Here is a 21,385-nt window from a genome sequence, read left to right on the forward strand (position 1 = left end):
CGCTACGTCAAACCTTCATCTGGAATATTCAGCACGGTGCCACAGGCCTTGCAGTGGACCGCATCGCTATCATGGCGCTGGAGTCCACAGGTCGGACAGGAAAACCGCACCTTGGTGGGCGAGAGCAGCGCACGGGCCAGATTGAAGAACAGCGTGACGCCGAAAATCATGATGACAACGGTGATCATGCGGCCGGCTGTCCCTTGCAGGGTGATGTCGCCGAAACCGGTGGTCGTCAGCGCCGTCACCGTGAAATACAGCGCATCGGCATAATTCGAGATCTGCGGATTACGGAATTTCTGGGTCTCATAGACGATTGCGGTCATCACGAAGATGAACACCGCGAGGTTGGTAACGGCGAAGATGACTTCCTCGTTGCGCCGGAAGAACGTAGAATCTTCGCGCATCCGCGCCAGCATCTGGTAGTCGCGCAATAGCCGCAGCGTTCGCAAGATCCGCAGGAAGCCGCCGGCTTCGCCGGCGAGCGGGGCCAAGAACGATATGATCGCGATGACGTCGGTCCAGGTCGAGAAGCGGGTGAACTCGAGCAGGCGGTGTCGGCTGACGAAAAGCCTCGCGGCGAAATCGGCGAGAATGACGACACCAAAAACGACGTCGAGCGCTTCCGTGATGTCGTTGGAAGGCAGGAACGAAGTCGCAATAATAAACAGGACCGTGACGATGTCGAACGCCAGGAGCGCGTAGCGGAAACGAACACCCTCCGGTGTCGCTCCTTCGTACAGCTCCGTGATATTTCTTCGAAGTGAGGCGAACGACATGACACTATATTTGCCGCTCGCACGTCTCATTGCAATCATGGACGTATCCTGGCGCAGGGATGGTGGCCGGCTGTCGCAACGAACTTATTTGCGGTTCGCTGTCGCATGCTCGATGAACGACACCTCCGTCCCCTTCTTCACAAGCTTGGCCAACTTATCGACATCCCAGTTGGTAAGACGGACGCAGCCGTGCGACTCCGCCTTGCTGACTTTCGATGGGTTCGACGTCCCGTGGATGCCATATCCTTCCGCCGAAAGCCCGATCCAATAAGTGCCGGCGGGGTTATTGGGGCCCGGCTTGATGGTGAAAGCTCGCTTGGACCTGACTTCCTTGAACTTGTAATCGGGGTTGTAGCGGTAATGCGGCGAAGCATCGATCGAGGTCACCTTGAGCGTGCCACTTGGAGTCGGCTTTTCCTCGCTGCCGACGGTTGCCGGAAAGAAGACGATCAGTTGGGTATCCGCGAATGCCTTAATCGTTTGCGCCGATTTGTCGACCTCAACGCGCGTCACAGCCGGTTTGGCCCCGTTGGCCTTCGTCTCGTTCACCGCGACGTTTGCCACCGAGATGGTTTGCCCCGCCTCGTCGAATTTCTTGCCAGGGTTTAGCGCGGCGAGAAGCGCCTCGCTCATGTGAAATTTCTCGGCGATGGCTTCGCGCGGACTAGTGTAGCCCAGCGACTTCAAGCCTTTCATGTCCTCCATCTTGGCCGGAAGCTTGTCCAGGAACGGCCCCTTTACGTCCTTTTCGGCGATCTTGTAGTCTACGATGACAGCATCCGCACTGGTCGCGACCAGCGCACCCCAAATTTCGGGCGTGAGGGCCAGCTTGTTCACGGCCAAGCCCTTGGCTTCGGCAAACGCCCTGAGGGCTTTCTCGGCATTCTCGCCAACCTTCCCGTCGATCTCACCGGGCGAGAAATTGGCGCGGTCGAGCAGTACCTGCGCCTTGACGACGGCCGGGTGAATCTTGTCGTCGGTCGGCGGCTTGCCGTTGAACTCCGCGTTGTTGATCGTGGCTGCGTCGGGGCCAGCAATGGCGGGACAGACCGGGCACGCGAGGAAGAATAGTCCGGCAAACAAGCGGATCATCGGCAATCTCCCAAACAACGTTTGATAAAGATTTGGACGGGCCGGAGTTCCGAGAGAGCCGCGTAGCCCGATGATCGCGAGACCCACACCCCGGCCTTCTCTCCCACGAGAGAGGGGCGAAGGAGAAATCCCGTCGATCAATCCGGGCGGATCATCTCGAACATGTTTTCCGGCTTGATCTCGAAATAGTCGCCGCGGCGGCCGGCGCGGACGATCGGGTGGGCGAGCCCGGTCTGATAGACGCCGTCCTTGATGAAGGCCTTGTCGATATGGACGGCAACGACCTCTCCGAAGGTCACCCAAGCCTGCGCTTTCTTGCCGTCAGCGCCCTGCAGCTGGATGATCTGGGTCAGCTTGCACTCGAAGGCGACAGGACTTTCCGCCACGCGAGGCACGTTGACGAGCTTGCAGGGCTCAGCCGTGAGACCTGCGAGCTTGAACTCGTCGACGTCACGCGCGACGTGGGCCGCGGTTGCGTTCATCTGCTTCGCCAGATCCATGGTGGCGAGATTCCAGACGAACTCCCCGGTATCCTGGATGTTGCCGGCGCTGTCCTTCCAGTTCGTCGAGGAGAAGCCGATGATCGGCGGCACATAGCAGAAGGCGTTGAAGAAGCTGTAGGGCGCCAGATTGACGTTGCCCTGACCGTCGCGCGAGGAAATCCAGCCGATCGGGCGCGGCGCGATGATGGCGTTGAAGGGATCGTGCTTAAGGCCGTGGCCGTTCTTCGGCTCGTAGAAATGCAGATCTTTGGTGGTCACGCAGGATTATTCCGTCATTGCGAGGAGCGAAAGTGACTTAGCAATCCATGCCACGTCGCGCGGAACCAATGGATTGCTTCCGCCTTAGCCAAGGCTACGGCGGACAAGTCGCTTCGCTCGCAATGACGGCGGAGTCAAGTGACGAAAGGGTCAATGCGCCTTGGCGCGCGGTGACAGGCCGGCAATGATGAAATCGATCATTTCGTCGATCGTAGGACCCGGCTTGGTGGCGCATTGGGCGATCATTTGCGGATGGAAGAACCGCATCATGCCGGTGCATGTACACATCGCAGCAGTTTGCAAGTCGGCGACCTCGAATTCGCCGCTGGCCGCACCTTGGGCGATCACGCTGCCGATGATCTCAGTGACCAGCTGCATATGGGCGACGCAGACTTCCCAACTCTCTTCCATCGCGATCTCGACCATCTCATGCAATTTGGAATCGCCGACATAGCGCTCCGAATTCATGCGATGAATCGTCTTCATGAGCTCGCGCAGGCGGGGCGCCGCCGGCCCCGGCCGATTTGCGATCGACTGAGCGGCTTCCTCCACCTCGCCCATGAGCGTGCGCGCCACGCCTTCGTGGATCGACTTCTTCGAATCGAAGAAGCGATAGACGTTGGCGGGGCTCATCCGCAGTTCCTTGGCGATGTCGGCGACCGTCGTCTTCTGGTAGCCCATCTGCCTGAACAGACGCTCCGCCACCACGAGAATCTTTTCCCGGGTATCGGTTTCGATGTGTTCTGAGACAAGCGTCATGTCAGCTCTCAATGTTCAATTATTCTGCGGCGTCGGCAAGAGGAATCGCGTGCGGTCCCTTCGGATGCAACTTGGCCTCATGCTGCGCCGCAAGATCGGCCTGATCGGCCTGGCCGCTTTCTTCCAGGCTCTTCCTGAACCACAGGGCATAAAGGCCCGGCAGGTACAGCAAGGTCAGGAAGGTTGCAACAAACAAGCCGCCCATGATGGTGATCGCCATCGGGCCCCAGAAGGCGGAGCGGGACAGCGGGATCATGGCCAGGATCGCCGCCAGCGCGGTCAGTACCACCGGCCGGGCACGGCGGACCGTGGCCTCGACAATGGCTTCCTTCCGCGTCATGCCCTGGGAAACATCGGCCTCGATCTGATCGACCAGGATCACCGTGTTGCGCATGATCATGCCGGCCAGCGCGATCAGGCCGAGCAGCGCCACGAAGCCGAACGGCTGGTTGGCGACGTTGAGGCCGAGCGAGGCGCCGACGATGCCGAGCGGGGCGGTCAGAAACACCAGGATCAGGCGCGAGAAGCTCTGCAACTGGATCATCAGCAGGGTGAGCATCACCAGCGCCATCAGCGGAAACAGCAGGGCGATCGAGGCGTTGCCCTTTTCGGATTCCTCGAACGCGCCGCCCGGCTCGATCCGGTAGGCCGGCTCGAGATGGTCGCGGATTTCCTTCAGTTTCGGCCAGATCTGGTTGGTGACGTCGGGCGCCTGCACGCCGTCGACGACATCGGTCCGCACCGTAATCGCCATATCGCGGTTGCGCCGCCACATGATCGGCTCCTCGTGGGCATATTCGATCTTGGCAATCTGCTGCAACGGCACCGCAACGCCGTTGCGCGACGTCACGGTCAGCTCGCCGACGCGGCCGAGGTCCAACCGTTCCGACGGTACCGCGCGCGCGACCACGCCGACCTTCTCGATGCCGTCGCGGATGGTGGTGACCGGCGCACCGGAGATCAGCATAGCGAGGGATTGCGAGACGTCCTGCGGGGTCAGGCCGAGAGCCCGTGCTCGGTCCTGATCGACCACGAGCTTGAGATAGGGCGACTGCTCGTTCCAGTCGAGCTGCGGCTCCACGACATTGGGATTCTGCTTCATGACGTCGCGAACCTTGTAGGCGATGTCGCGAACGGTATTGGCGTCGGGGCCGATCACGCGGAACTGGACTGGGAAGCCGACCGGCGGACCGAAATTGAAACGGTCAATTCGTACACGCGCTTCCGACAGTTCGCCCTCGGCGACCGCCTTCTCCAGCCGCGCCTTGATGCGCTCGCGCGCCTCGACGTCCTTGGAGACGATCACGATCTCGGCAAAGGCCTCGTTGGGCAGTTGCGGGTTGAGGCCGAGCCAGAAGCGTGGCGAGCCCTGACCGACATAGGCGGTGTAGGTCGCGATATCCTTGTCGTCCTTCAAGAGCGCCTCGGCCTTCTTGACGGACTTTTCCGTGACGTTGAAGGCGGTGCCTTCCGGCAAGCGTAGCTGCAGGAACAACTCCGGTCGCTCCGATAGCGGGAAGAACTGCTGCTGCACATGGCCGAAGCCCACGATCGATAGCGCGAACACGCCAACCGTCGCCGCCACGACTTTGATCCGGTGGTCGACGCACCACTGAATCACGGCGCGCAAGCCCCGATACATCCGCGTCTCGTAGATCGCGTGCGGATCGTGGTTGTGGTGGACGGCAATGTTCGGCAGCAGCTTGACGCCGATATAGGGCGTGAAGATCACCGCCACGAACCAAGAGGCGACCAGCGAGATCGCCACGATCCAGAAAATACCGCCGGCATATTCGCCGACCGCCGAATTGGCAAAGCCGATGGGGAGGAAGCCAGCGGCCGTGACCAGCGTTCCCGTGAGCATCGGAAACGCAGTTGATTCCCAGGCAAAGGCGGCCGCGCGAACGCGGTCCCAGCCCTGTTCCATTTTCACCACCATCATCTCGACGGCTATGATGGCGTCGTCGACCAAGAGGCCAAGCGCAATGATCAGCGCGCCGAGCGTGATGCGGTGCAGGTCGATCGACATCGCATTCATGACGATGAAGACAATGGCGAGCACCAGCGGCACCGATGTTGCCACCACGATGCCGGTGCGCCAGCCGAGCGCCACGAACGAGACGAACAGCACGATCGCCAGCGCTTCGACGAAGGAATGCACGAACTCGCCGACCGCGCGCTCGACCACCTTTGGCTGGTCGGCGATCTGTTCGACCTCGATGCCCTGCGGCACGGCCTTCATGAAATCAGCGGTCGCCTTCTCGACATCCTCGCCGAGCTGGAGGATGTTGGCACCCTTGGTGGTGACGACGCCGATGCCGATCGCGGGCTTGCCTTCCTGGCGGGCAACGAAGGTCGGCGGATCGACGAAGCCGTGGGTGACGGTCGCGATATCGCCGAGCCGGAACACGCGGCCATTGCTTTCGACCGGGGTTTCCGCCACCGCCTTGACGCCGTCAAGCGCGCCGGTGACGCGGAGCGGCACGCGCTGCGAGGAGGTTTCCACCGTGCCTGCCGGCGTAACGTTGTTCTGCTTGGCGAGCGAATCGAACAGCGCCTGCGGCGTAATGCCGAGTGTTGCCAGCTTGGCGTGGGAAAATTCGACGAAGATGCGCTCGTCCTGGGTGCCGTAAAGATTGACCTTGGTGACGCCGTTGACCTTCAACAGCCGCTGGCGCATGCCCTCGGCGGCCTTCTTCAACTGTGCGTAATCGGCGCCGTCGCCGGTCATCATGTAGAGAATGGAATCGACGTCGGAGAATTCGTCGTTGACATTCGGACCGAGCAGACCTGCGGGCAACTGGCCCTGTACGTCTACCAGCTTCTTGCGCAACAGATAGAACAGGTAGGGCACGTCCTTCGGCGGGGTCGAATCCTTGAAGGTAACTTGCAACGCCGTGAACGATGGCTTGGAATAGGTCTGCACCTTCTCGAAGAACGGCAACTCCTGCAGCTTCTTCTCGATGGGGTCAGCGACCTGGGTCTGCATTTCCTGCGCGGTGGCGCCGGGCCATATCGCCGAGACGTTGACCACCTTTACCGTGAAGAACGGGTCCTCGGCGCGGCCGAGCCGCTGGTAGGAGAAGAAGCCGGCGACGCTGAGCGCGATCATCAGAAACAGGACCAGCGTGGGATGGCTCACCGCCCAGCCCGAGAGATTGAAGCGCTTCATGTTACTCTCCAACTTCGAAATTCGTTTGCTTCGTCATTGCGAGCGAAACGAAGCAATCCACCTATCCGATTGAGGCGCTATTGATTGCTTCGTCGCTCCGCTCCTCGCAATGACGGGACCAACTCGCAACGACGGTGGAAAACTCAGAACGACAGCGACGAGACGACGCGGACTTTCTGCGTCGGGTCGAGTTTCTGCACGCCGAGCGCCACGACCTTTGCGCCTTCATCGACGCCGCCTGAAATCACGACGGAATTGCTCTCGTAGGATTTCACGACCACGGGCTTCAGCGTCACCGCACCGGCATCGTCGACGATATAGAGCGAGGGATTGCTGCCCTGGCTGAACAGCGCCGACAGCGGCAGTTTTGCCACGCGCTCGGAGGCGGCATCCGCCAGTGTCAGCGTCGCGGTCATGCCGAGCGAGACCTTGTCGTCGGCTTCCGGCAGCGAGAACTTGGCGAGATAGGTCCGCGTCGCCGGATCGGCGGAAGGTGCGATCTCGCGCAGCTTCGCCGCGTATTTCTTCTCGGCGTCCGACCACAGCGTCACGGAAGCCGTGCCTGATTTGGCGCGGCCGACCAGCGTCTCGGGAATAGCGACTACGGCTTCCTTCTCGGCAAAGCGCGCGACGCGGACCGCAGTCTGGCCGGCGGCGACCACCTGTCCGGGCTCGATCAGGGTGGCGGTGACGACGCCACGGGTATCGGCGACCAGCGTCGCGTAGGAGAGTGAGTTCTTGGTGAGTTCGACCTGCCGCTCGGCGCGGTTAAGGCGTGCGCGCGCTTCATCGGCGGCGGCGCGGCTCTGATCCATCTGGGCGTCGGTGGTCCAGCCCTTGGCGCGCAGATCCTTGGCGCGCTGCTCGGCGGCGCCGGCTTGGGCCAGCACGCCAGTGGCGGCGCGGAATTCGGCCTCCGCCTGCTCGGCCTGCAGCTTCAGATCGACCTCATCAAGGGTGGCCAGCGGCTGGCCGACTTCCACGGTCTGGCCGACCTCGACCAGGCGCCGGGCGACCTTGCCGGGGACCCGGAAGCCCATGTCGGTCTCGATCCGGGGTCGGATCGTGCCGACGAAGCTGCGCTCGGGTGTCTCGGCCGCATAATGAACGGTGGCGATCAGGACCGGACGTCCGGGGGCGGGCGCTTCGGCCGTCTTTTCATTGCAGCCGGCCAAGGCAAACACCGCAAATGCCAGCGACGCTCCCGTCAAGAGCCTGTAATAGCTAGAAAAAATCGAACGGGCAAACATCGAGCTCTCCATCGCAGGTGTGATGAAGAGTATTGAATGGCGACTGACGAATGTCAATAATCGTCAGTGATCATGAATTCGTGAGCGGATACTGGGTTAAGAAGTAATTGCTTTCTGTAAGGAACTGCCCCCTCGGCTCTCGGCCCGGCGCAATCCCGCCGCAAGCTAGGCGTGAGCGAGGACATCGACCGGGCTCTTCCTCACCCATTCGAAGCGGGATCCATCGCGCCCGCTGCCGCGCCGGACTTTGCGGTCAGGTGCGTCGAGCCTTGCGGGTCTTCTTCGGGCTCTTCTTGCTCGCCGCCTTGCTCGTAGCTCTTGATTTCTCGCGGCTCGATTTCGCTGCTGATTTTTTCGCCGTCTTCTTTGCCGATCGGGCCGTTGCAGCTCGCGCTGTTGCAGCCCGAGTCTTGGCAGTTCGAGTGTTGGTAGTTCGAGCCTTGGCAGCTCGAGCATTGGCAGCTCGAACCTTGCCGGTTCGGGCCTCACCCGTTCGGGCAGTTGCGGCTCTAGACATGGCTTTCGCTGTTCGGGCCTTGGCAGCCTCCGCTTTCCTCGGTTCGCCACCGCGTTCCTTCACCGCCCGCTTGCGCCGTTCAGGGGCGGCTGCAACCGGTGGCACCATCTGCGGATCGGAAACGAGGCCGTCGGCAGCAAGCGGCACATAAGCCGCCGCGCGTTCATCAGCCTTCAGGGCTGGTTCGTCCGTCTTCAACGCCTTGCTTGCGGCTTCCGTCGCCGTATTGGCGATCTCCTTCACCGTATCGGTGAACTTCTCCGCGATAGATTTGTCCTTGTCGCTGTCGTCCATGTTGCCCTCCCGAGCTTTGCACACAGAACTAACCGACCCGATGGCGCGGGGTTCCTCGATGGAAACCCTACTCTGCCAGCTGAAACCGCTCGAAGCGGTGTAGCTCTTCCTCGATGCGGCGCTTGTAGTCCTTGCGTGCGCCCTTCGCCGCGCCCTTGCCGACCCAGCTCCATTTCTGCATCAGCAGCTTCTTGTTCTGGCGGTCCGTCTTCAAGTCGATGGCGGCCACGATGTCTTCGCCGACCAGCACCGGCAGCGCGAAATAGCCGAACACGCGTTTTTCCTTCGGCACATAGGCCTCGAAGCGGTGGCCGTAACCGAAAAACAATTCGGTACGCTTGCGCTGGATAATAAGCGGATCGAACGGCGAGAGGATGTGAACCGGCCCCTCGCCCGCCTCTGCCGGTAGGCCGGCCTCCAGCACTTCCGGCCGGGCCCAATGCTCCTGCTTGCCGGCGCCTTCGAGCGCGAGCGGCACCAGTTCCTTGCGCCGCACCCGCCCCTCGATCAGCCGCCGCACCGCCGGCTTGCTCGGCGCATCGAGATGGCAGATCGAATCGAGGCTGACGACGCCTTGCGAGCGCAATGCGCGGTCGAGCAGATAGGCGGTGATGTCAGCCGAACTGGCTGGCTTTGGCGGCTTGTCCCAGCCGAAATGCCGCGTCATCAGCTCATACGTCTTGAGCATGCCGGTGCGTTCGGAGATCGTCACCTCGCCGGTATAGAAGGCAAGTTGCAGCGCCCGTTTCGACGGTTTGCGGCTCTGCCAAAGGTGCTCTTTCTCGGTCAGAACGTCGTCGTCGATGTCGCGGATGGTCAGCGCGCCGCCCTGCCGCAACAGCCGCATGACCTTGCGGGTGTCCTCGGGCTTGACGGAAGCAAACCATTTGTGACCGTTGCGGCGGTGCTCTCGCATCGCCGGAATGAAGAAACGAAAGTCTTTCGCCGGCACGTAGGACAGCGCATGCGTCCAGTATTCGAAGACGCTCTTGTCGACGCTCTGCGCATGCCGCAGGTCGGCGCGGGCGTAGGCAGGGATGCGGCTATACAGAATGTGGTGATGGCAGCGCTCGATGACGTGGATAGTGTCGATCTGGACGTAGCCGAGATGGTCGACCGCCGCCGCGACGGCCTCGGGGCCGGCGCCGAACGGCTCGCTGGTATCGAGCCGCTGGGCCTGCAGCCAAATTCGCCGGGCCTCAGGCTTGGTCAGGGGATAGGAATCAGTCGCACGGGGCATCGCGCGGCAATGTAGCGGGATTCGCGCGTGCTGGGAGTCCCGGTTCCCGGGCCGCCGCCTCGCCGCGAGCTTACCTCACCGCTTCTGCCGCTCGTTGACGCTGCCGGTTGCGATTTCGCCCTCGCAGGAGGCGCGGCCGGGCTGGGGCGCATGACATTTGTAGACCTGGCCGGTAAGCCGATCGACCAGCCACGCGCTCTCCTCTGTCGGGCTTTCGAACCCGACATAGCGGCTGCCGAGCGAGTTGATCAGCGTCGACAGCAAAATTGCAGCGGCGATCATCGCCGCGCCGATCAGTGTTGGCATAGAACTTCCGGAACCGGCTGGCTCCGATGCGCTGGCACGATAGCCTAGATACTCACGCTGACGTTTGACTGACTGTAACACCGCCCCGTCCGTTTGGTTGCCCCGAACGATTTCTTCTTCAGATTTTTTTGTGAATGGTTTTGCTAGAGACGCATCTGGCCGATTTGTTGTCCACACATCGGCACTAGAGCGACGGTCCACTTTTTTCTTTTCTGAAGCAGGGAGCGCGACGACTCTCTGGCCGGATGCGGGCTGTTCGTTCCGTAAAATTACGTGCTGCCATGCTTTGCCGTACAGAGCACGCGCGAATCTCAAATCGACTTGCAGGAAGCTTTCATGCCGAAGTCGGCGCCGATCGGGACGTTCGATGTCGGGGCGCTGGCGCTTGGCCGAGGTCGACGCCCCCAAGTGCTGTCCTTGTAAAAAAGGTTAGGCCATTCCACCCGATCGAGTTCGTGATTCAAATCACGCTAGCAAGGTAGAGCGAAGCAACCTGCCGCCGACATGACGGCGAGCAAAGCGACCTTGCGCGGACTTCAACACCCTGCAGGATCTATTGAAAAGTCCGCTTCGGCGCAAAGCTGGGTCTTCACCAATGTGATTTGAGTCACATTGGTTGCTTTGAACCCGTCCTATCATCGCAGCATCAAAACGTCATGCACGCCGGTTTGCAGGCGTTAACAACTTAAGGAATAGGACAATGACTCGCTATCTTGGACTTTCAATCATGACTGTCGGCACCGCGCTGTCGATGACGGCGGGCCTGGCCGCCGCCGGCGACACCGTTTCGGCCGACAAGATCCTGGACGCCCTGAAGCCGAAGGCTGGCGCGACCCGCGGCCTCTCGACCGGCCCGCAGCAGCCGGTGGATGCCACCGCCAAGGCCAAGGAGATCAACTTCGTCGACTCCTTGCGCAACCGCAAAACCCGATCGCTGTCGCTCGGCGAGCGCCAGGAGATTGCGGAACTTGCCGCGAGCAAGCCGAAGATCGACCTCGAAATCCAGTTCGACTACGACTCGGCCGACATCAGCAAGAGCTCGGTTTCCGCGGTGCAGGAGCTCGGCAAGGCGCTGTCCGATGCGAGCCTGAAGGGTTCGACCTTCGTGGTCGCCGGTCATACCGACGCGATCGGCGGCGAAGCCTATAACCAGGACCTTTCAGAGCGCCGGGCCGATACGATCAAGAAGTATCTGACCGAGAAGTACGGCATTGCCGGTTCCAATCTCGTGACCGTCGGATACGGCGAGAGCCGGCCGAAGGATCCGAACGCGCCGATGGACCCGACCAACCGCCGCGTCCAGGTCGTCAACATGGATAACAAGACCGCCTCGAAGTGAGGCTCTGAATGCCGATCCGCCTGCTGCTTGCGGCAGGCGGATTTTTTTCTGGCGGTGGGTAATGGCTCAGGCGCGGGCCCGTTGCAGTCTAGGCCTCGATGCAACGGCCGCTCAAATCCAGTTCTGGAAGATCATCAGGCGGCTGAACGTCGCCATCGACGTGCCTACGAACGCGGCCGATATCGGCAACATTGCGGCAAAGCCGGCAAAGCCAATTGCGACATAGCCCCATAACAGCCACCCAGGCATGCCGCCGCGTTTCAAGGCATACACCAGTGCAAAGCTCGCCGTAGTCGCCGCCGGCAGATAGTAATAAATGAAGCCGAGCGTTCGCGGCAGCAATGCCCATGCGAGATATGGGCCGAAGTAGAACGCCAGTATCAGGAAGGCATCAACCCGCCGCGTCACGATCCAGTCGCGCAGGCAGATCGCGACCGCAAGCAGCGCCGGCCACAGGATCACAGGATTACCGAGAAAGACCACCGCGGCGATATGGTCTTCGTCGATCTTGTCGAAGAGATACCAGACCGGACGGACCAGGAACGGCCATGACGGCCATGAACTCATATAAGTGTGTCCGGAGATCGCGCTGGTCGTGTTGTCGTTGAAGATCCGCCGTTGCGCTTCCAGGACATCCGAAACGGAAAGTCCGTAGAGCGGAATGAACGTCGCGAGATAGACGGCGGCCGGAATCAGAACAAAGCACACGGCGAAGTGCCAAGCTCTGAAGTCCGGCCAGAGGTCGGGCCGGTACCAATCTTCCGGTCTGGCGTCGGCGAATTGCGTGCGCCAGCTTTGCATCAGGCGGATCGCCGCGATGATAACGATGCAGACGGTGAGCACGAACAGCCCGCTCCACTTGCAGGCGGCGGACAGGCCGAAGCCGACCCCGGCAAGGGCGAACCACAGATGCGGCCGCTGTTTTCGAAAGCCATGTATGAACGCGGCGATGGCAAACAGACTGAAGGCGAGCCCAAAAATATCCAGCATCGCGATCCGCGACTGCACGAACAGCATCTGGTTGAAGAAGGCGAGCAGGCTCGCCGCGATGGCCGGCCCCTGAGCCGCGAACAACGCCACGCCGCACAGATACACCGCGACGACGGCGAACGATCCGAACAAGACGCCCGGATAGCGCCAGCCCAGCGGTCCGTCACCGAACGAATGGATCGACAGTGCGATGAACTGCTTGGCGAGCGGCGGATGCATCGGATTGAGTATCGGCTCGCGCATTACCGGCTCGACCATCTGCCGCGCCGCCGGTACATAATGAACTTCGTCGAAATAGAATTTCTCCGGCGTGGTGACGCCGATCAACAGCGCGAAGTGTGCGAGAACGAAAAGAACTGCCGCAACGATGCCCGTGCGCAACGTCGAGTCGGAAACAGAAACTGATTGGGTTGCTGGCTTCACGGAAGATCTGACAGGAATCAGGGACTAGACGACATTGCGGCAAATTGAGTGTGACGGCTCCAGATTCTTATGTCCATCGCATTGAACGAGCGAGAACTATGCAGTTTGTGGCCGCACCGGTTGGATGAGCCTTCTGTCACCGCGCGATGAGGTGGCGGCTTCCGTCGAGGTCTGGCAGCTATGGCAGCGGGTGAAGGGCGACACGGATCCATCCGTCGCCTTCAATCCGTTCGACGCTTCGATCGGCGATGGCACCGATCGCACCAATCTCGTCAAGATCGGCGGACAATGGACGCATCTGTTCGGCTCAAGTGTTGAAGTCAATATCAACGGCGGATGGGTGCAATCTTTCGGAACGAAATCCGGGATTGTCGCCACGGTGATGGGCGACGACACCATCGTGCCGACCATCGGCAATCAGGGCTGGTTCGAGTATGGCGACCGGCTTGGCTTGCGCATCACCAAGGGCTGGATTGCGGACTTGTTCCTCAACGGCACCGCTGGTCCGCAGCCGGTCGGCAATACGCTTCACGGCGGTGTGGGGCTGCGGATCAGTTATTAGATGGGAATGTAGGGTGCGCAAAGGCGCTTGCGCCGTGCCCACCATCTATCAGCAGACGGTCCTCATGAATGGTGGGCACGCTATCGCTTTGCCCACCCTACATGATCCGCTCGAATGGTCAGGCGCTGGCGGGCTGTGCGGCGGTTGCAGCCGCGACGTCCATCCACATCACTTCCCAATGGTGACCGTCCGGATCTTCGAAGCTGCGGCCATACATGAAGCCATAATCCTGCTTCGGCCCTGGATCGGCGCTGCCGCCCGCGCCTTGGGCTTTGGCAACCATCTCGTCCACGGCGCCGCGGCTGTCGGCGGATAGGCAGAGCAGGACCTGGCTCGTGGCCTTGGCGTCGGCAATCTTCTTCGAGGTGAACTGGCGATATTTTTCGTGGGTCAGCAGCATCGCGTAAATGGTGTCCGAAATCACCATGCAGGACGCCGTGTCATCGGAGAATTGCGGGTTCTTTTCGGCGCCGATCGCCTGATAGAAGGCGGTCGAGCGGGCGAGATCGCTGACCGGCAGGTTGACGAAGATCATTTTGGCCATCTGGGACTCCTTTTTCGCGGGTTCGTGCCAAGGACGAGCGGGCCAAGGCGGACCCGACATCCGGTTTGAATTATTTGAAGCGCGAGTGCCGGCGCCAAAGCGGGTAATTTCGGGAACCAGCCGTCAGCCTACCTGCCCTTGAAGTCTGGCTTGCGCTTTTCGGCGAATGCCTTCACGCCTTCTTTCAGGTCTTCGCTGTCCCTGATGGCATCGAGCATCCTGCGCACCTCGGCGACCGTTTCCAACGGGCCTTTCGGCATGGCGTCGCGGGCAAGCTTCTTCAATGCCCGGACCACCAGGGGCGCATTGGCGGCGATTTTGGCTGCCATCTCCTGGGCGAGTGCGACGTGCTGTCCCTTCGGCACCACCTTGTTGACGAAGCCGATCTGGTACGCGCGCTCCGCCGACATCTCCTCGCCAACGAGAAGAAATTCCATCGCGATCTTGTGGGGCATCCGCGCCATCACCGAGGAGACGCCGCCGGCGGTGGTGCCGATCTTACCCTCGGGATAGATGAAGCGTGTCGTTTCGGATGCCACGCACATATCGGCCATCTGCACCAGCACGAAGGCGCCCCCGACGACCCAGCCTGACGTCGCGGCGATCACCGGCTTGTCGAGCTCGACGCCCAATCCCGGCACGGTATGCCACATGTTGACTGGGAGATCCCTGACGTCGGCGCCGACCGAAAAATACTTCTCTTCGGACGACGCAAGCACCGCAACACGGTCGTCGCTTTCGTGAAAGCGCAGCCACGCTTCGCGCAGCTCATCGCATAGGGCGTTGTTGAGTGCATTGTGCGCGGACGCGCGATCCATCGTGATGGTGGCGACGTGGCCTGCGCTCTCGTAGCGAACAAGCTTCATGGCATTCCCCCGCGACGTCAGCCCGACGGCGACGATTTTCTTCTTTACTTCCTCTCAGCGGGATCGCGGTGCACCGGATCGACCCACAACACCGTCTCCGGCTTCTCCACCGGCTCGATGTCGAGATTGATCGCAACCGCCTCGCCGTCGCTGCGTACCAGCACGCATTCCAGCACCTCGTCGGGGCTGGCGTTGATCTCCTGATGCGGCACATAGGGTGGCACGAAGATGAAGTCGCCAGGGCCGGCTTCGGCGGTGAATTGCAGATGCTCGCCCCAGCGCATCCGCGCCTTGCCTTTCACGACATAGATGATGCTTTCGAGATGGCCGTGATGATGCGCGCCGGTCTTGGCGTCGGGCTTGATCGTCACCGTTCCCGCCCACAATTTCTGCGCGCCGACCCGAGCGAAATTGATCGCGGCCTTGCGGTCCATGCCGGCGGTCGACGGCACGTTAGGATCGAGCTGATTGCCGGGAATGACACGAACGCCGTCATGCTTCCAGCGCTCGTCGTGATCGTGGGCGTGGTGGGAATGGGTGTGGTCGTGGGTGCCGGTCATTGGGCGCCTTCTCGAAAGATCGTTTTTCCGGACGGTATCGAAAAGCAGGGCGACAAACCAGAAGATTAAGGGAGCCTGCGGCGCATGGGCGCCCCGGATTTCGTCATGGCCGGGCGCGTTCCCACCTGCTCAACGCCTTCTCGACATCACATCCGGATTGACGATATTCGTCGGCGTTCCCGCGGCGTAGGCCAGGATCTGATCGAAAATATCGGTGAACTGGATTTCGTATTCGTCGCGCGAGACATAGCCAAGGTGCGGCGTGCAGACCACGTTGTCCATGGTCAAGAGGGGATCATTGACGTCGCGCAGCGGCTCTTTTTCATAGACGTCGACCGCGGCCATGCCGGGACGTCCGGCGCGCAGCGCGCTGACGAGTGCATTCGGCTCGATCAGCGGCGCGCGGCTGGTGTTGACCAGGAGCGCTGTAGGTTTCATGCGCGCGAGATCTTCCGCCTTGACGATGCCTCGCGTGGCATCGACGAGCCGCATGTGCAGCGAAAGCACGTCGCATCGCTCGAAGAAATCGGACTTGCTCGCAGCGGTCTCATAGCCGTCGGCACGCGCCTTCGCCATGGCGGGTTCCCGCGCCCATACCAGCACGTTCATGCCGAACGCCTTGCCGTAGCCGGCAACGACGGCGCCGATGCGGCCGTAGCCATAGATGCCAAGCGTCTTGCCGCGCAGCGTGTGGCCGACGCCGATCTGCCATTTGCCGGCCTTGAGCGCTGCCATCTGCTGCGGGATGGCGCGCATCGCCGCCAGGATCAGGCCCCAGGTGAATTCGGCGGTCGCATAGGAGGGCGTATCGGCATGCTGGCTTGACGACACGACAATGCCGAGCCGGGTGCAGGTGTCGATATCGATATGCGGATAGACGCTGCGCTGACTGATCAATTTCAGCTTCGGCAGGCGTTCCAGAAGCGGTGTGCGGATCTGCGTGCGCTCGCGGATAAGCACCAGCGCCTCCGTATCCTTCAGGCGCTCCGCCAGCGCGTCGACGTCCTGGACGTGATCGTTCCAGATAGTGACGTCGTGGCCGGCAAGCTTGCCAAAACAATCGAGGGTGCGCAGCGTGTCGAAATAGTCGTCGAGGATCGAGACCTTCACGACGCGCCTCCCCCGCTTGCGCCTTACTTCACCGCCAGCAGTTCCACATCGAACATCAGCGTCGCGTTCGGCGGGATGACGCCGCCGGCGCCGCGCGCGCCATAGCCGAGCGCGGGTGGAATGATCAGCGTGCGCTTGCCGCCGACCTTCATCGATGCGACGCCCTCATCCCAGCCGGCGATCACCTGCCGCTGCCCGATCTTGAATTCAAACGGCTCGTTGCGGTCCACGGAGGAATCGAATTTCTTGCCCTTCTGGCCGTTCTCGTAGAGCCAACCGGTATAATGCATGACGCAGGTCTGGCCGGCCGTCGGCGACGCGCCGGTCCCGACCTTGCTGTCGATGATCTGCAAGCCTGAAGCTGTGGTCATGGGTTTTCCTGCAGTCTGGGCCCAAGCCATCCTGGTGGCGATGGGCGTGGCAACCGTGCCTGCCATGGCGGCAAAGGCGGTCCGGAAGATCGTGCGTCGCGAAAAGCGCATCGGTTGAACCTCTTTCTGAAGAGACAGAGCTTCTAGACGCTCAATAGCCCAGCGCGCAACCGTCCTTACGCGGATCGGAGCCGCCGGTGAGCGTGCCCTTTTCCCAGTCGATCCAGATCGCCTGTCCGCCGCCGAGCGGGCCGACTACGCTGGTGGTCTTGTGACCGATCTTCTTCAGGCCCTCGACGATTTCGGCCGGCATGCTGTCCTCGAGCTGGTAGACGCCTTCGTAATGCAGGCCGCGGGGCATATCGATGGCTTCCTGCACGTCGCAGCCATAGTCGAGGATGTTGGTCAGCACATGGGTCTGCCCCACCGGCTGATACTGGCCGCCCATCACACCGAACGGCATCACCGCGCGGCCATTCTTGGTCGCGAGCGAGGGAATGATCGTGTGCAGCGGCCGCTTTCCCGGCGCGATGCAGTTCGGGTGGCCGGGCTGAATGCGGAAGCCGCCGGCGCGGTTCTGCAGCAGGATGCCGGTCTTGTTGGAGACGATCGCCGAGCCGAACGAGTGCGCGATTGAGTTGATGAAGGAGCAGACGTTGCGGTCCTTGTCGACCACGGTGATGTAGACGGTGGACGGATTCATCGGCGGCGCGACGTTGGGCAGTTCGAGCAGCCGGTCCATCCTGATGTTCTTGATGTGCTCCTCAGCGAACTCCTTGGCGAGGATGCCGGCAACATCGACATGCACCTGCTGGGGATCGCCGATATACTGCTCACGCATCATGTAGGCGATGCGGGCGGCCTCGGCTTCGAGGTGGAAGCGCTCGACGCTGAGCGGTGCGAACTTGGCCAGGTCGAAGCGGGAGAGGATGTTCAGCATCACCAGCATGGTGATGCCCGGGCCATTCGGCGGGCACTGCCAGACGTCGTAGCCCTTGTACATGGTGCCGATCGGCGATGTCGTCTCGGTCGTGTGCGCGGCAAAATCTTCCAGCGTGTGCAGGCCACCAATGCCGCGCAGGGTCTCGACCATGTCGGCGGCGATCTCGCCGGTGTAAAACGCATCGCGACCATCCTTGGCGATCGCGCGCAGCGTCTTGCCAAGCTCCGGCTGATGGATCACATCGCCAGCCGCCGCAGGCTTGCCGTGCGGCAAGAGATAGCGCTCTGTATTGGTTCCGTTCTTGAGCTTCTCGAACTGGTTCTTCCAGTCGAAGGCTACACGGGGGGCGACGACATAGCCTTCTTCGGCGGCCTTGATCGCAGGCTGCAGCAGTGTGTCGAGCCCCATCTTGCCGTGGTCGCGCAGGATCGTGTCCCAGGCGTCGATCGCGCCGGGAATGCTCACCGAATGGGCCGAAGTCAGCGGCACCGAGTGGATCTTGCGCTCCAGGTACCATTCCGCCGTAGCGGCCATCGGCGCGCGGCCGGAGCCGTTATACGCAACGATCTTGCCCTCGCCCCTCGGCTGGATCAGAGCAAAACAATCACCACCGATGCCCGTCGATTGCGGCTCGATGACGCCGAGCAGCGCGCAAGCTGCCACCGCGGCATCCACCGCCGTACCGCCTGCCCGCATGACGTCCATCGCGGTCATCGCGGCCGCTGGATGCGACGTCGCCACCATCGCATTCTGGGCATGGACCGTGGAGCGGCCGGCAAAATGGAAATTCCTCATCGCGGGTGCTTTCTTTCAGCGTTTCTTGTCAGCGTTCTAGGGACATCCCGCAAAGAAGGCATCGGGCGGGCTGGCTAGCGTTCTTGGCACATTCATCCCCGGCAGGGCAATGGCTGGCATGCCAATGCAGTGTCAGGGGCAACGCGCGGAATATGCAGGGCTTTGCGGGGTTTTCCCTCCCCGGCCAGCCTGATAAACGATCGCCATGCCGCTCAAGGTCGCCGCCTTCTATCAGTTCGCCGCGCTGCCGGACTTCCGGGAATTGCGCGAGCCGCTGCGCGCGCTCGCCGCTGGCCTCGGGATCAAGGGCAGCGTTCTGCTTGCGCATGAGGGCATCAATGGCACGGTTGCGGGCAGCGATGAGGGTATCGACGCGCTCATCCGGGAGTTGCAGCATGGCGACCTTTTTGCCGGCCGGCTCGACAATCTCGAGCTCAAGTTCTCGCGCGCTGCCGAGATGCCGTTCCAGCGGCTGAAGGTGCGCCTGAAGAAAGAAATCGTCACGCTGGGTGATGCTGCCGTCAATCCGACGCGGCAGGTCGGCATCTATGTCGACCCGTCAGAGTGGAACGAATTGATCGCCGCGCCCGATACGCTTGTCATCGACACCCGCAACGCCTTCGAGGTGGCGATGGGCACGTTCGAAGGTGCAGTCGATCCCGGCCTCAAGAGCTTTGGCCAGTTCAAGGATTTCGCAGCGGAGAAGCTTGACCCGGCCAAGCACAAGAAGATCGCGATGTTCTGTACCGGCGGCATAAGATGCGAAAAAGCCAGCGCCTATCTGCTGGCCCGCGGGTTTGATGAGGTCTATCATCTGAAGGGTGGCATCCTGCGCTATCTGGAAGGCATCCCGGAAGAGGAAAGCCGCTGGCGCGGCGAGTGCTTCGTATTCGACGAGCGCGTGGCGCTGGGGCATGGCCTGCGGGAGCACAAGATGAACGGCGGCTCCGATGAGTGATGTCAACGGCTTAAGCGAACGCATCGATGCGCTGGAGATGCGCCTAGCCTATCAGGATGTGACCATCGAGACGTTAAACCAGACGATCACGGCGCAATGGACCGAGATCGACAGATTGACGCGTCAGGTCGCTGAATTGAAGGAGCGCGTGCGGGAAGCGGAAAGTAACATGCCCGGCCCGGCGAACGAGCCGCCGCCGCACTATTGAGATTTGCGTTAGCGGACGGCGCGGACCTTGCCCCGCAGTGTTTCGTTTGCGTGATCGCCGTCGGGTTTCGACCGCGCCGGCTGTGCGGCGCTCACGGGATCGGATGCCGGGAACGTGTCGACCAGCCCGGCCTCGAGCTTTTCACGGGTTTCCCGATCTGCCTTTAGCGCGTCCCGGGGATCTTCCGCGTGCTTGTCATGCGCCGCGGGATTGAATTTCTTGGGCATATTGTGCCTCCGTCTCTTGAGGTAACGCCGCGGATCTCGGCCAGTTCCACATCTCGCTTGGCCAAGCCGGAACCTGCGTGTATCAGAAGCCCCGAGATCAGCAGCCCGCGCAGGAACTTTTCGATTGCCCCAGAAATCCGCCGTGAAACCTCTTATCGAAGTGCTCTCCGGCCGCAGGCAGGCGGTGCCACCCGTATGGATGATGCGCCAGGCCGGCCGCTATCTCCCCGAATATCGCGAGCTGCGCGCCAAGGCGGGGAGCTTTCTCGATCTCTGCTTCACGCCTGAATATGCCGCCGAGGTGACGCTGCAGCCGATCCGCCGTTTCAACTTCGATGCAGCGATCATTTTTTCCGACATTCTCGTCATCCCCTATGCGCTCGGTCGGTCGGTGCGCTTCGAGGCCGGCGAAGGCCCGCGGCTCGATCCGCTGGACGCGCCGGAGAAGGTGGCGACGCTGGCGCGCAACGCCGATTTTGGAAAGCTCGAGCCGGTTTATGAAGCGCAGCGCCGCGTGCGGCGTGAACTTGCATCCAACATCGCGCTGATCGGTTTCTGTGGCGCGCCATGGACGGTGGCAACTTACATGGTCGCCGGCCAAGGCACGCCGGATCAGGCGCCAGCGCGGATGATGGCCTATCGCCATCCGGAAGCCTTTGCAGAGATCATCGATGTGCTGGTGGAGAATTCGATCCAGTATCTGCTCGGCCAGCTCAAAGCCGGGGCCGATTGCCTGCAAATCTTCGACACCTGGGCCGGCGTGCTGCCGCCGCGCGAATTCGAGCGATGGTCGATCGAACCGGCGAAACGCATCGTCGCCGGCGTGCGCGCGAAAGTGCCCGATGCGAAGATCATCGGCTTTCCCCGCGGCGCGGGCGCATTGCTGCCGGCCTATGTGGAGGCGTCAGGCGTCAACGCCGTCAGCATCGACTGGGCGGCCGAGCCGTCATTGATCCGCGAGCGCGTGCAGAACCGCGTTGCGGTGCAGGGCAATCTCGATCCGCTGGCGCTGATCGCAGGTGGGGCTGCGCTGGATCGCGCCGTCGACGACGTGTTGGCGAATTACGGACAAGGGCGGCTGATCTTCAATCTCGGCCACGGCATTCTGCCGGAAACCCCGATCGCGCATGTCGAACAGATGATCAAGCGGGTGCGGACGTGGAAGGGGTGACCCAGGCCGTCATACCCGCGAAGGCGGGTATCCAGTAATCGCCGGCCTGAGTTTTGAATTGCACCGCCACGGAGTACTGGATCATCCGCCGGAGCCTGTCATCGGGCGCGCATTCGCGCGACCCGTTGGCGGATGATGACATCGGCGT

Annotated in this window: 21 protein-coding genes and 1 pseudogene; 5 read left to right on the top strand and 17 right to left on the bottom strand. The window is 61.7% G+C overall.

The genetic code is table 11. The features are described from left to right. Window positions 1–2: 2 nt before the first annotated feature. The 9 genes from J6524_RS06545 to J6524_RS06585 form a co-directional block, all read right to left on the bottom strand. A complete protein-coding gene (locus tag J6524_RS06545; RefSeq protein WP_225669843.1) occupies window positions 3–779 on the bottom strand; it encodes a potassium channel family protein in 777 nt (258 codons plus the stop codon). An 84-nt stretch (window positions 780–863) separates the two neighbouring features. Continuing rightward, window positions 864–1,871: a L,D-transpeptidase family protein gene (locus J6524_RS06550; protein ID WP_225669556.1), complete on the bottom strand. Its 1,008-nt coding sequence runs from the start codon at window positions 1,869–1,871 to the stop codon at window positions 864–866. A gap of 137 nt (window positions 1,872–2,008) precedes the next feature. After that, the gene (locus J6524_RS06555) at window positions 2,009–2,632 is read right to left on the bottom strand and encodes a flavin reductase family protein (RefSeq protein WP_225669557.1); all 624 of its coding nucleotides are present in this window, start codon (window positions 2,630–2,632) and stop codon (window positions 2,009–2,011) included. Between the two features lie 150 nt (window positions 2,633–2,782). Beyond that, window positions 2,783–3,391, bottom strand: a complete 609-nt coding sequence (locus J6524_RS06560; RefSeq protein WP_225669558.1) for a TetR/AcrR family transcriptional regulator — start codon at window positions 3,389–3,391, stop codon at window positions 2,783–2,785. Window positions 3,392–3,410: 19 nt separating this feature from the next. After that, the gene (locus tag J6524_RS06565) at window positions 3,411–6,563 is read right to left on the bottom strand and encodes an efflux RND transporter permease subunit (protein ID WP_225669559.1); all 3,153 of its coding nucleotides are present in this window, start codon (window positions 6,561–6,563) and stop codon (window positions 3,411–3,413) included. A gap of 143 nt (window positions 6,564–6,706) precedes the next feature. Next, window positions 6,707–7,813 carry an efflux RND transporter periplasmic adaptor subunit gene (locus tag J6524_RS06570; protein ID WP_225669560.1) on the bottom strand — a complete coding sequence of 369 codons (1,107 nt, stop codon included), beginning with the start codon at window positions 7,811–7,813 and terminating at the stop codon, window positions 6,707–6,709. 253 nt (window positions 7,814–8,066) lie between these two features. Beyond that, window positions 8,067–8,624: a hypothetical protein gene (locus J6524_RS06575; RefSeq protein ID WP_225669561.1), complete on the bottom strand. Its 558-nt coding sequence runs from the start codon at window positions 8,622–8,624 to the stop codon at window positions 8,067–8,069. Window positions 8,625–8,691: 67 nt separating this feature from the next. Further along, entirely contained in the window at window positions 8,692–9,864 is a 1,173-nt protein-coding gene (locus J6524_RS06580; protein ID WP_225669562.1) for a winged helix-turn-helix domain-containing protein, read from the bottom strand. A 75-nt stretch (window positions 9,865–9,939) separates the two neighbouring features. Next, window positions 9,940–10,170 carry a hypothetical protein gene (locus J6524_RS06585; RefSeq protein WP_225669844.1) on the bottom strand — a complete coding sequence of 77 codons (231 nt, stop codon included), beginning with the start codon at window positions 10,168–10,170 and terminating at the stop codon, window positions 9,940–9,942. A 700-nt stretch (window positions 10,171–10,870) separates the two neighbouring features. Here J6524_RS06585 and J6524_RS06590 point away from each other — a divergent pair. Then, window positions 10,871–11,509, top strand: a complete 639-nt coding sequence (locus J6524_RS06590; RefSeq protein WP_225669563.1) for an OmpA family protein — start codon at window positions 10,871–10,873, stop codon at window positions 11,507–11,509. A gap of 111 nt (window positions 11,510–11,620) precedes the next feature. Here the strand turns inward: J6524_RS06590 and J6524_RS06595 are convergent, their stop codons facing one another. Continuing rightward, the gene (locus tag J6524_RS06595; protein WP_225669564.1) at window positions 11,621–12,880 is read right to left on the bottom strand and encodes a phospholipid carrier-dependent glycosyltransferase; all 1,260 of its coding nucleotides are present in this window, start codon (window positions 12,878–12,880) and stop codon (window positions 11,621–11,623) included. A gap of 130 nt (window positions 12,881–13,010) precedes the next feature. Between J6524_RS06595 and J6524_RS06600 the strand changes: the two are divergent. Next, a pseudogene (locus tag J6524_RS06600) lies at window positions 13,011–13,484 on the top strand (hypothetical protein); the annotation flags it as partial. A 118-nt stretch (window positions 13,485–13,602) separates the two neighbouring features. Here the strand turns inward: J6524_RS06600 and J6524_RS06605 are convergent. The 6 genes from J6524_RS06605 to ggt all read right to left on the bottom strand — a co-directional run bounded on the left by J6524_RS06605 (window position 13,603) and on the right by ggt (window position 18,673). Beyond that, window positions 13,603–14,028 (bottom strand): VOC family protein, encoded by a 426-nt coding sequence (locus tag J6524_RS06605; RefSeq protein WP_225669565.1) that lies wholly within the window; start codon window positions 14,026–14,028, stop codon window positions 13,603–13,605. Between the two features lie 128 nt (window positions 14,029–14,156). Next, window positions 14,157–14,894, bottom strand: coding sequence for an enoyl-CoA hydratase/isomerase family protein (locus tag J6524_RS06610; RefSeq protein WP_225669566.1), 738 nt, complete (start codon window positions 14,892–14,894; stop codon window positions 14,157–14,159). Window positions 14,895–14,938: 44 nt separating this feature from the next. Continuing rightward, the gene (locus J6524_RS06615) at window positions 14,939–15,454 is read right to left on the bottom strand and encodes a cupin domain-containing protein (RefSeq protein WP_225669567.1); all 516 of its coding nucleotides are present in this window, start codon (window positions 15,452–15,454) and stop codon (window positions 14,939–14,941) included. Window positions 15,455–15,583: 129 nt separating this feature from the next. Then, a complete protein-coding gene (locus tag J6524_RS06620) occupies window positions 15,584–16,564 on the bottom strand; it encodes a D-2-hydroxyacid dehydrogenase family protein (RefSeq protein WP_225669568.1) in 981 nt (326 codons plus the stop codon). Between the two features lie 23 nt (window positions 16,565–16,587). Continuing rightward, window positions 16,588–16,965: an FKBP-type peptidyl-prolyl cis-trans isomerase gene (locus J6524_RS06625; RefSeq protein ID WP_225669845.1), complete on the bottom strand. Its 378-nt coding sequence runs from the start codon at window positions 16,963–16,965 to the stop codon at window positions 16,588–16,590. Window positions 16,966–17,086: 121 nt separating this feature from the next. Then, window positions 17,087–18,673 (bottom strand): gamma-glutamyltransferase, encoded by a 1,587-nt coding sequence (ggt, locus tag J6524_RS06630; RefSeq protein ID WP_225669569.1) that lies wholly within the window; start codon window positions 18,671–18,673, stop codon window positions 17,087–17,089. A 205-nt stretch (window positions 18,674–18,878) separates the two neighbouring features. On the opposite strand from ggt, the gene trhO reads away from it, so the two are divergent. Together trhO and J6524_RS06640 are read left to right on the top strand one after the other, a co-directional pair. Continuing rightward, entirely contained in the window at window positions 18,879–19,631 is a 753-nt protein-coding gene (gene trhO, locus J6524_RS06635; RefSeq protein ID WP_225669570.1) for an oxygen-dependent tRNA uridine(34) hydroxylase TrhO, read from the top strand. Continuing rightward, entirely contained in the window at window positions 19,624–19,839 is a 216-nt protein-coding gene (locus J6524_RS06640) for a SlyX family protein (protein ID WP_225669571.1), read from the top strand. The genes trhO and J6524_RS06640 overlap by 8 nt, the downstream gene beginning before the upstream one ends. An 8-nt stretch (window positions 19,840–19,847) precedes the next feature. On the opposite strand, the gene J6524_RS06645 is transcribed toward J6524_RS06640, so the two are convergent. After that, on the bottom strand, window positions 19,848–20,066 hold the full coding sequence (locus J6524_RS06645; protein ID WP_225669572.1) for a hypothetical protein: 219 nt from the start codon (window positions 20,064–20,066) through the stop codon (window positions 19,848–19,850). A 124-nt stretch (window positions 20,067–20,190) separates the two neighbouring features. On the opposite strand from J6524_RS06645, the gene hemE reads away from it, so the two are divergent. Next, complete coding sequence (gene hemE, locus J6524_RS06650) at window positions 20,191–21,237, top strand: uroporphyrinogen decarboxylase (RefSeq protein WP_225669573.1); 1,047 nt, start codon at window positions 20,191–20,193, stop codon at window positions 21,235–21,237. Window positions 21,238–21,385: the final 148 nt, after the last annotated feature.

Source organism: Bradyrhizobium hereditatis, from assembly GCF_020329435.1.
GTDB lineage: Bacteria > Pseudomonadota > Alphaproteobacteria > Rhizobiales > Xanthobacteraceae > Bradyrhizobium > Bradyrhizobium hereditatis.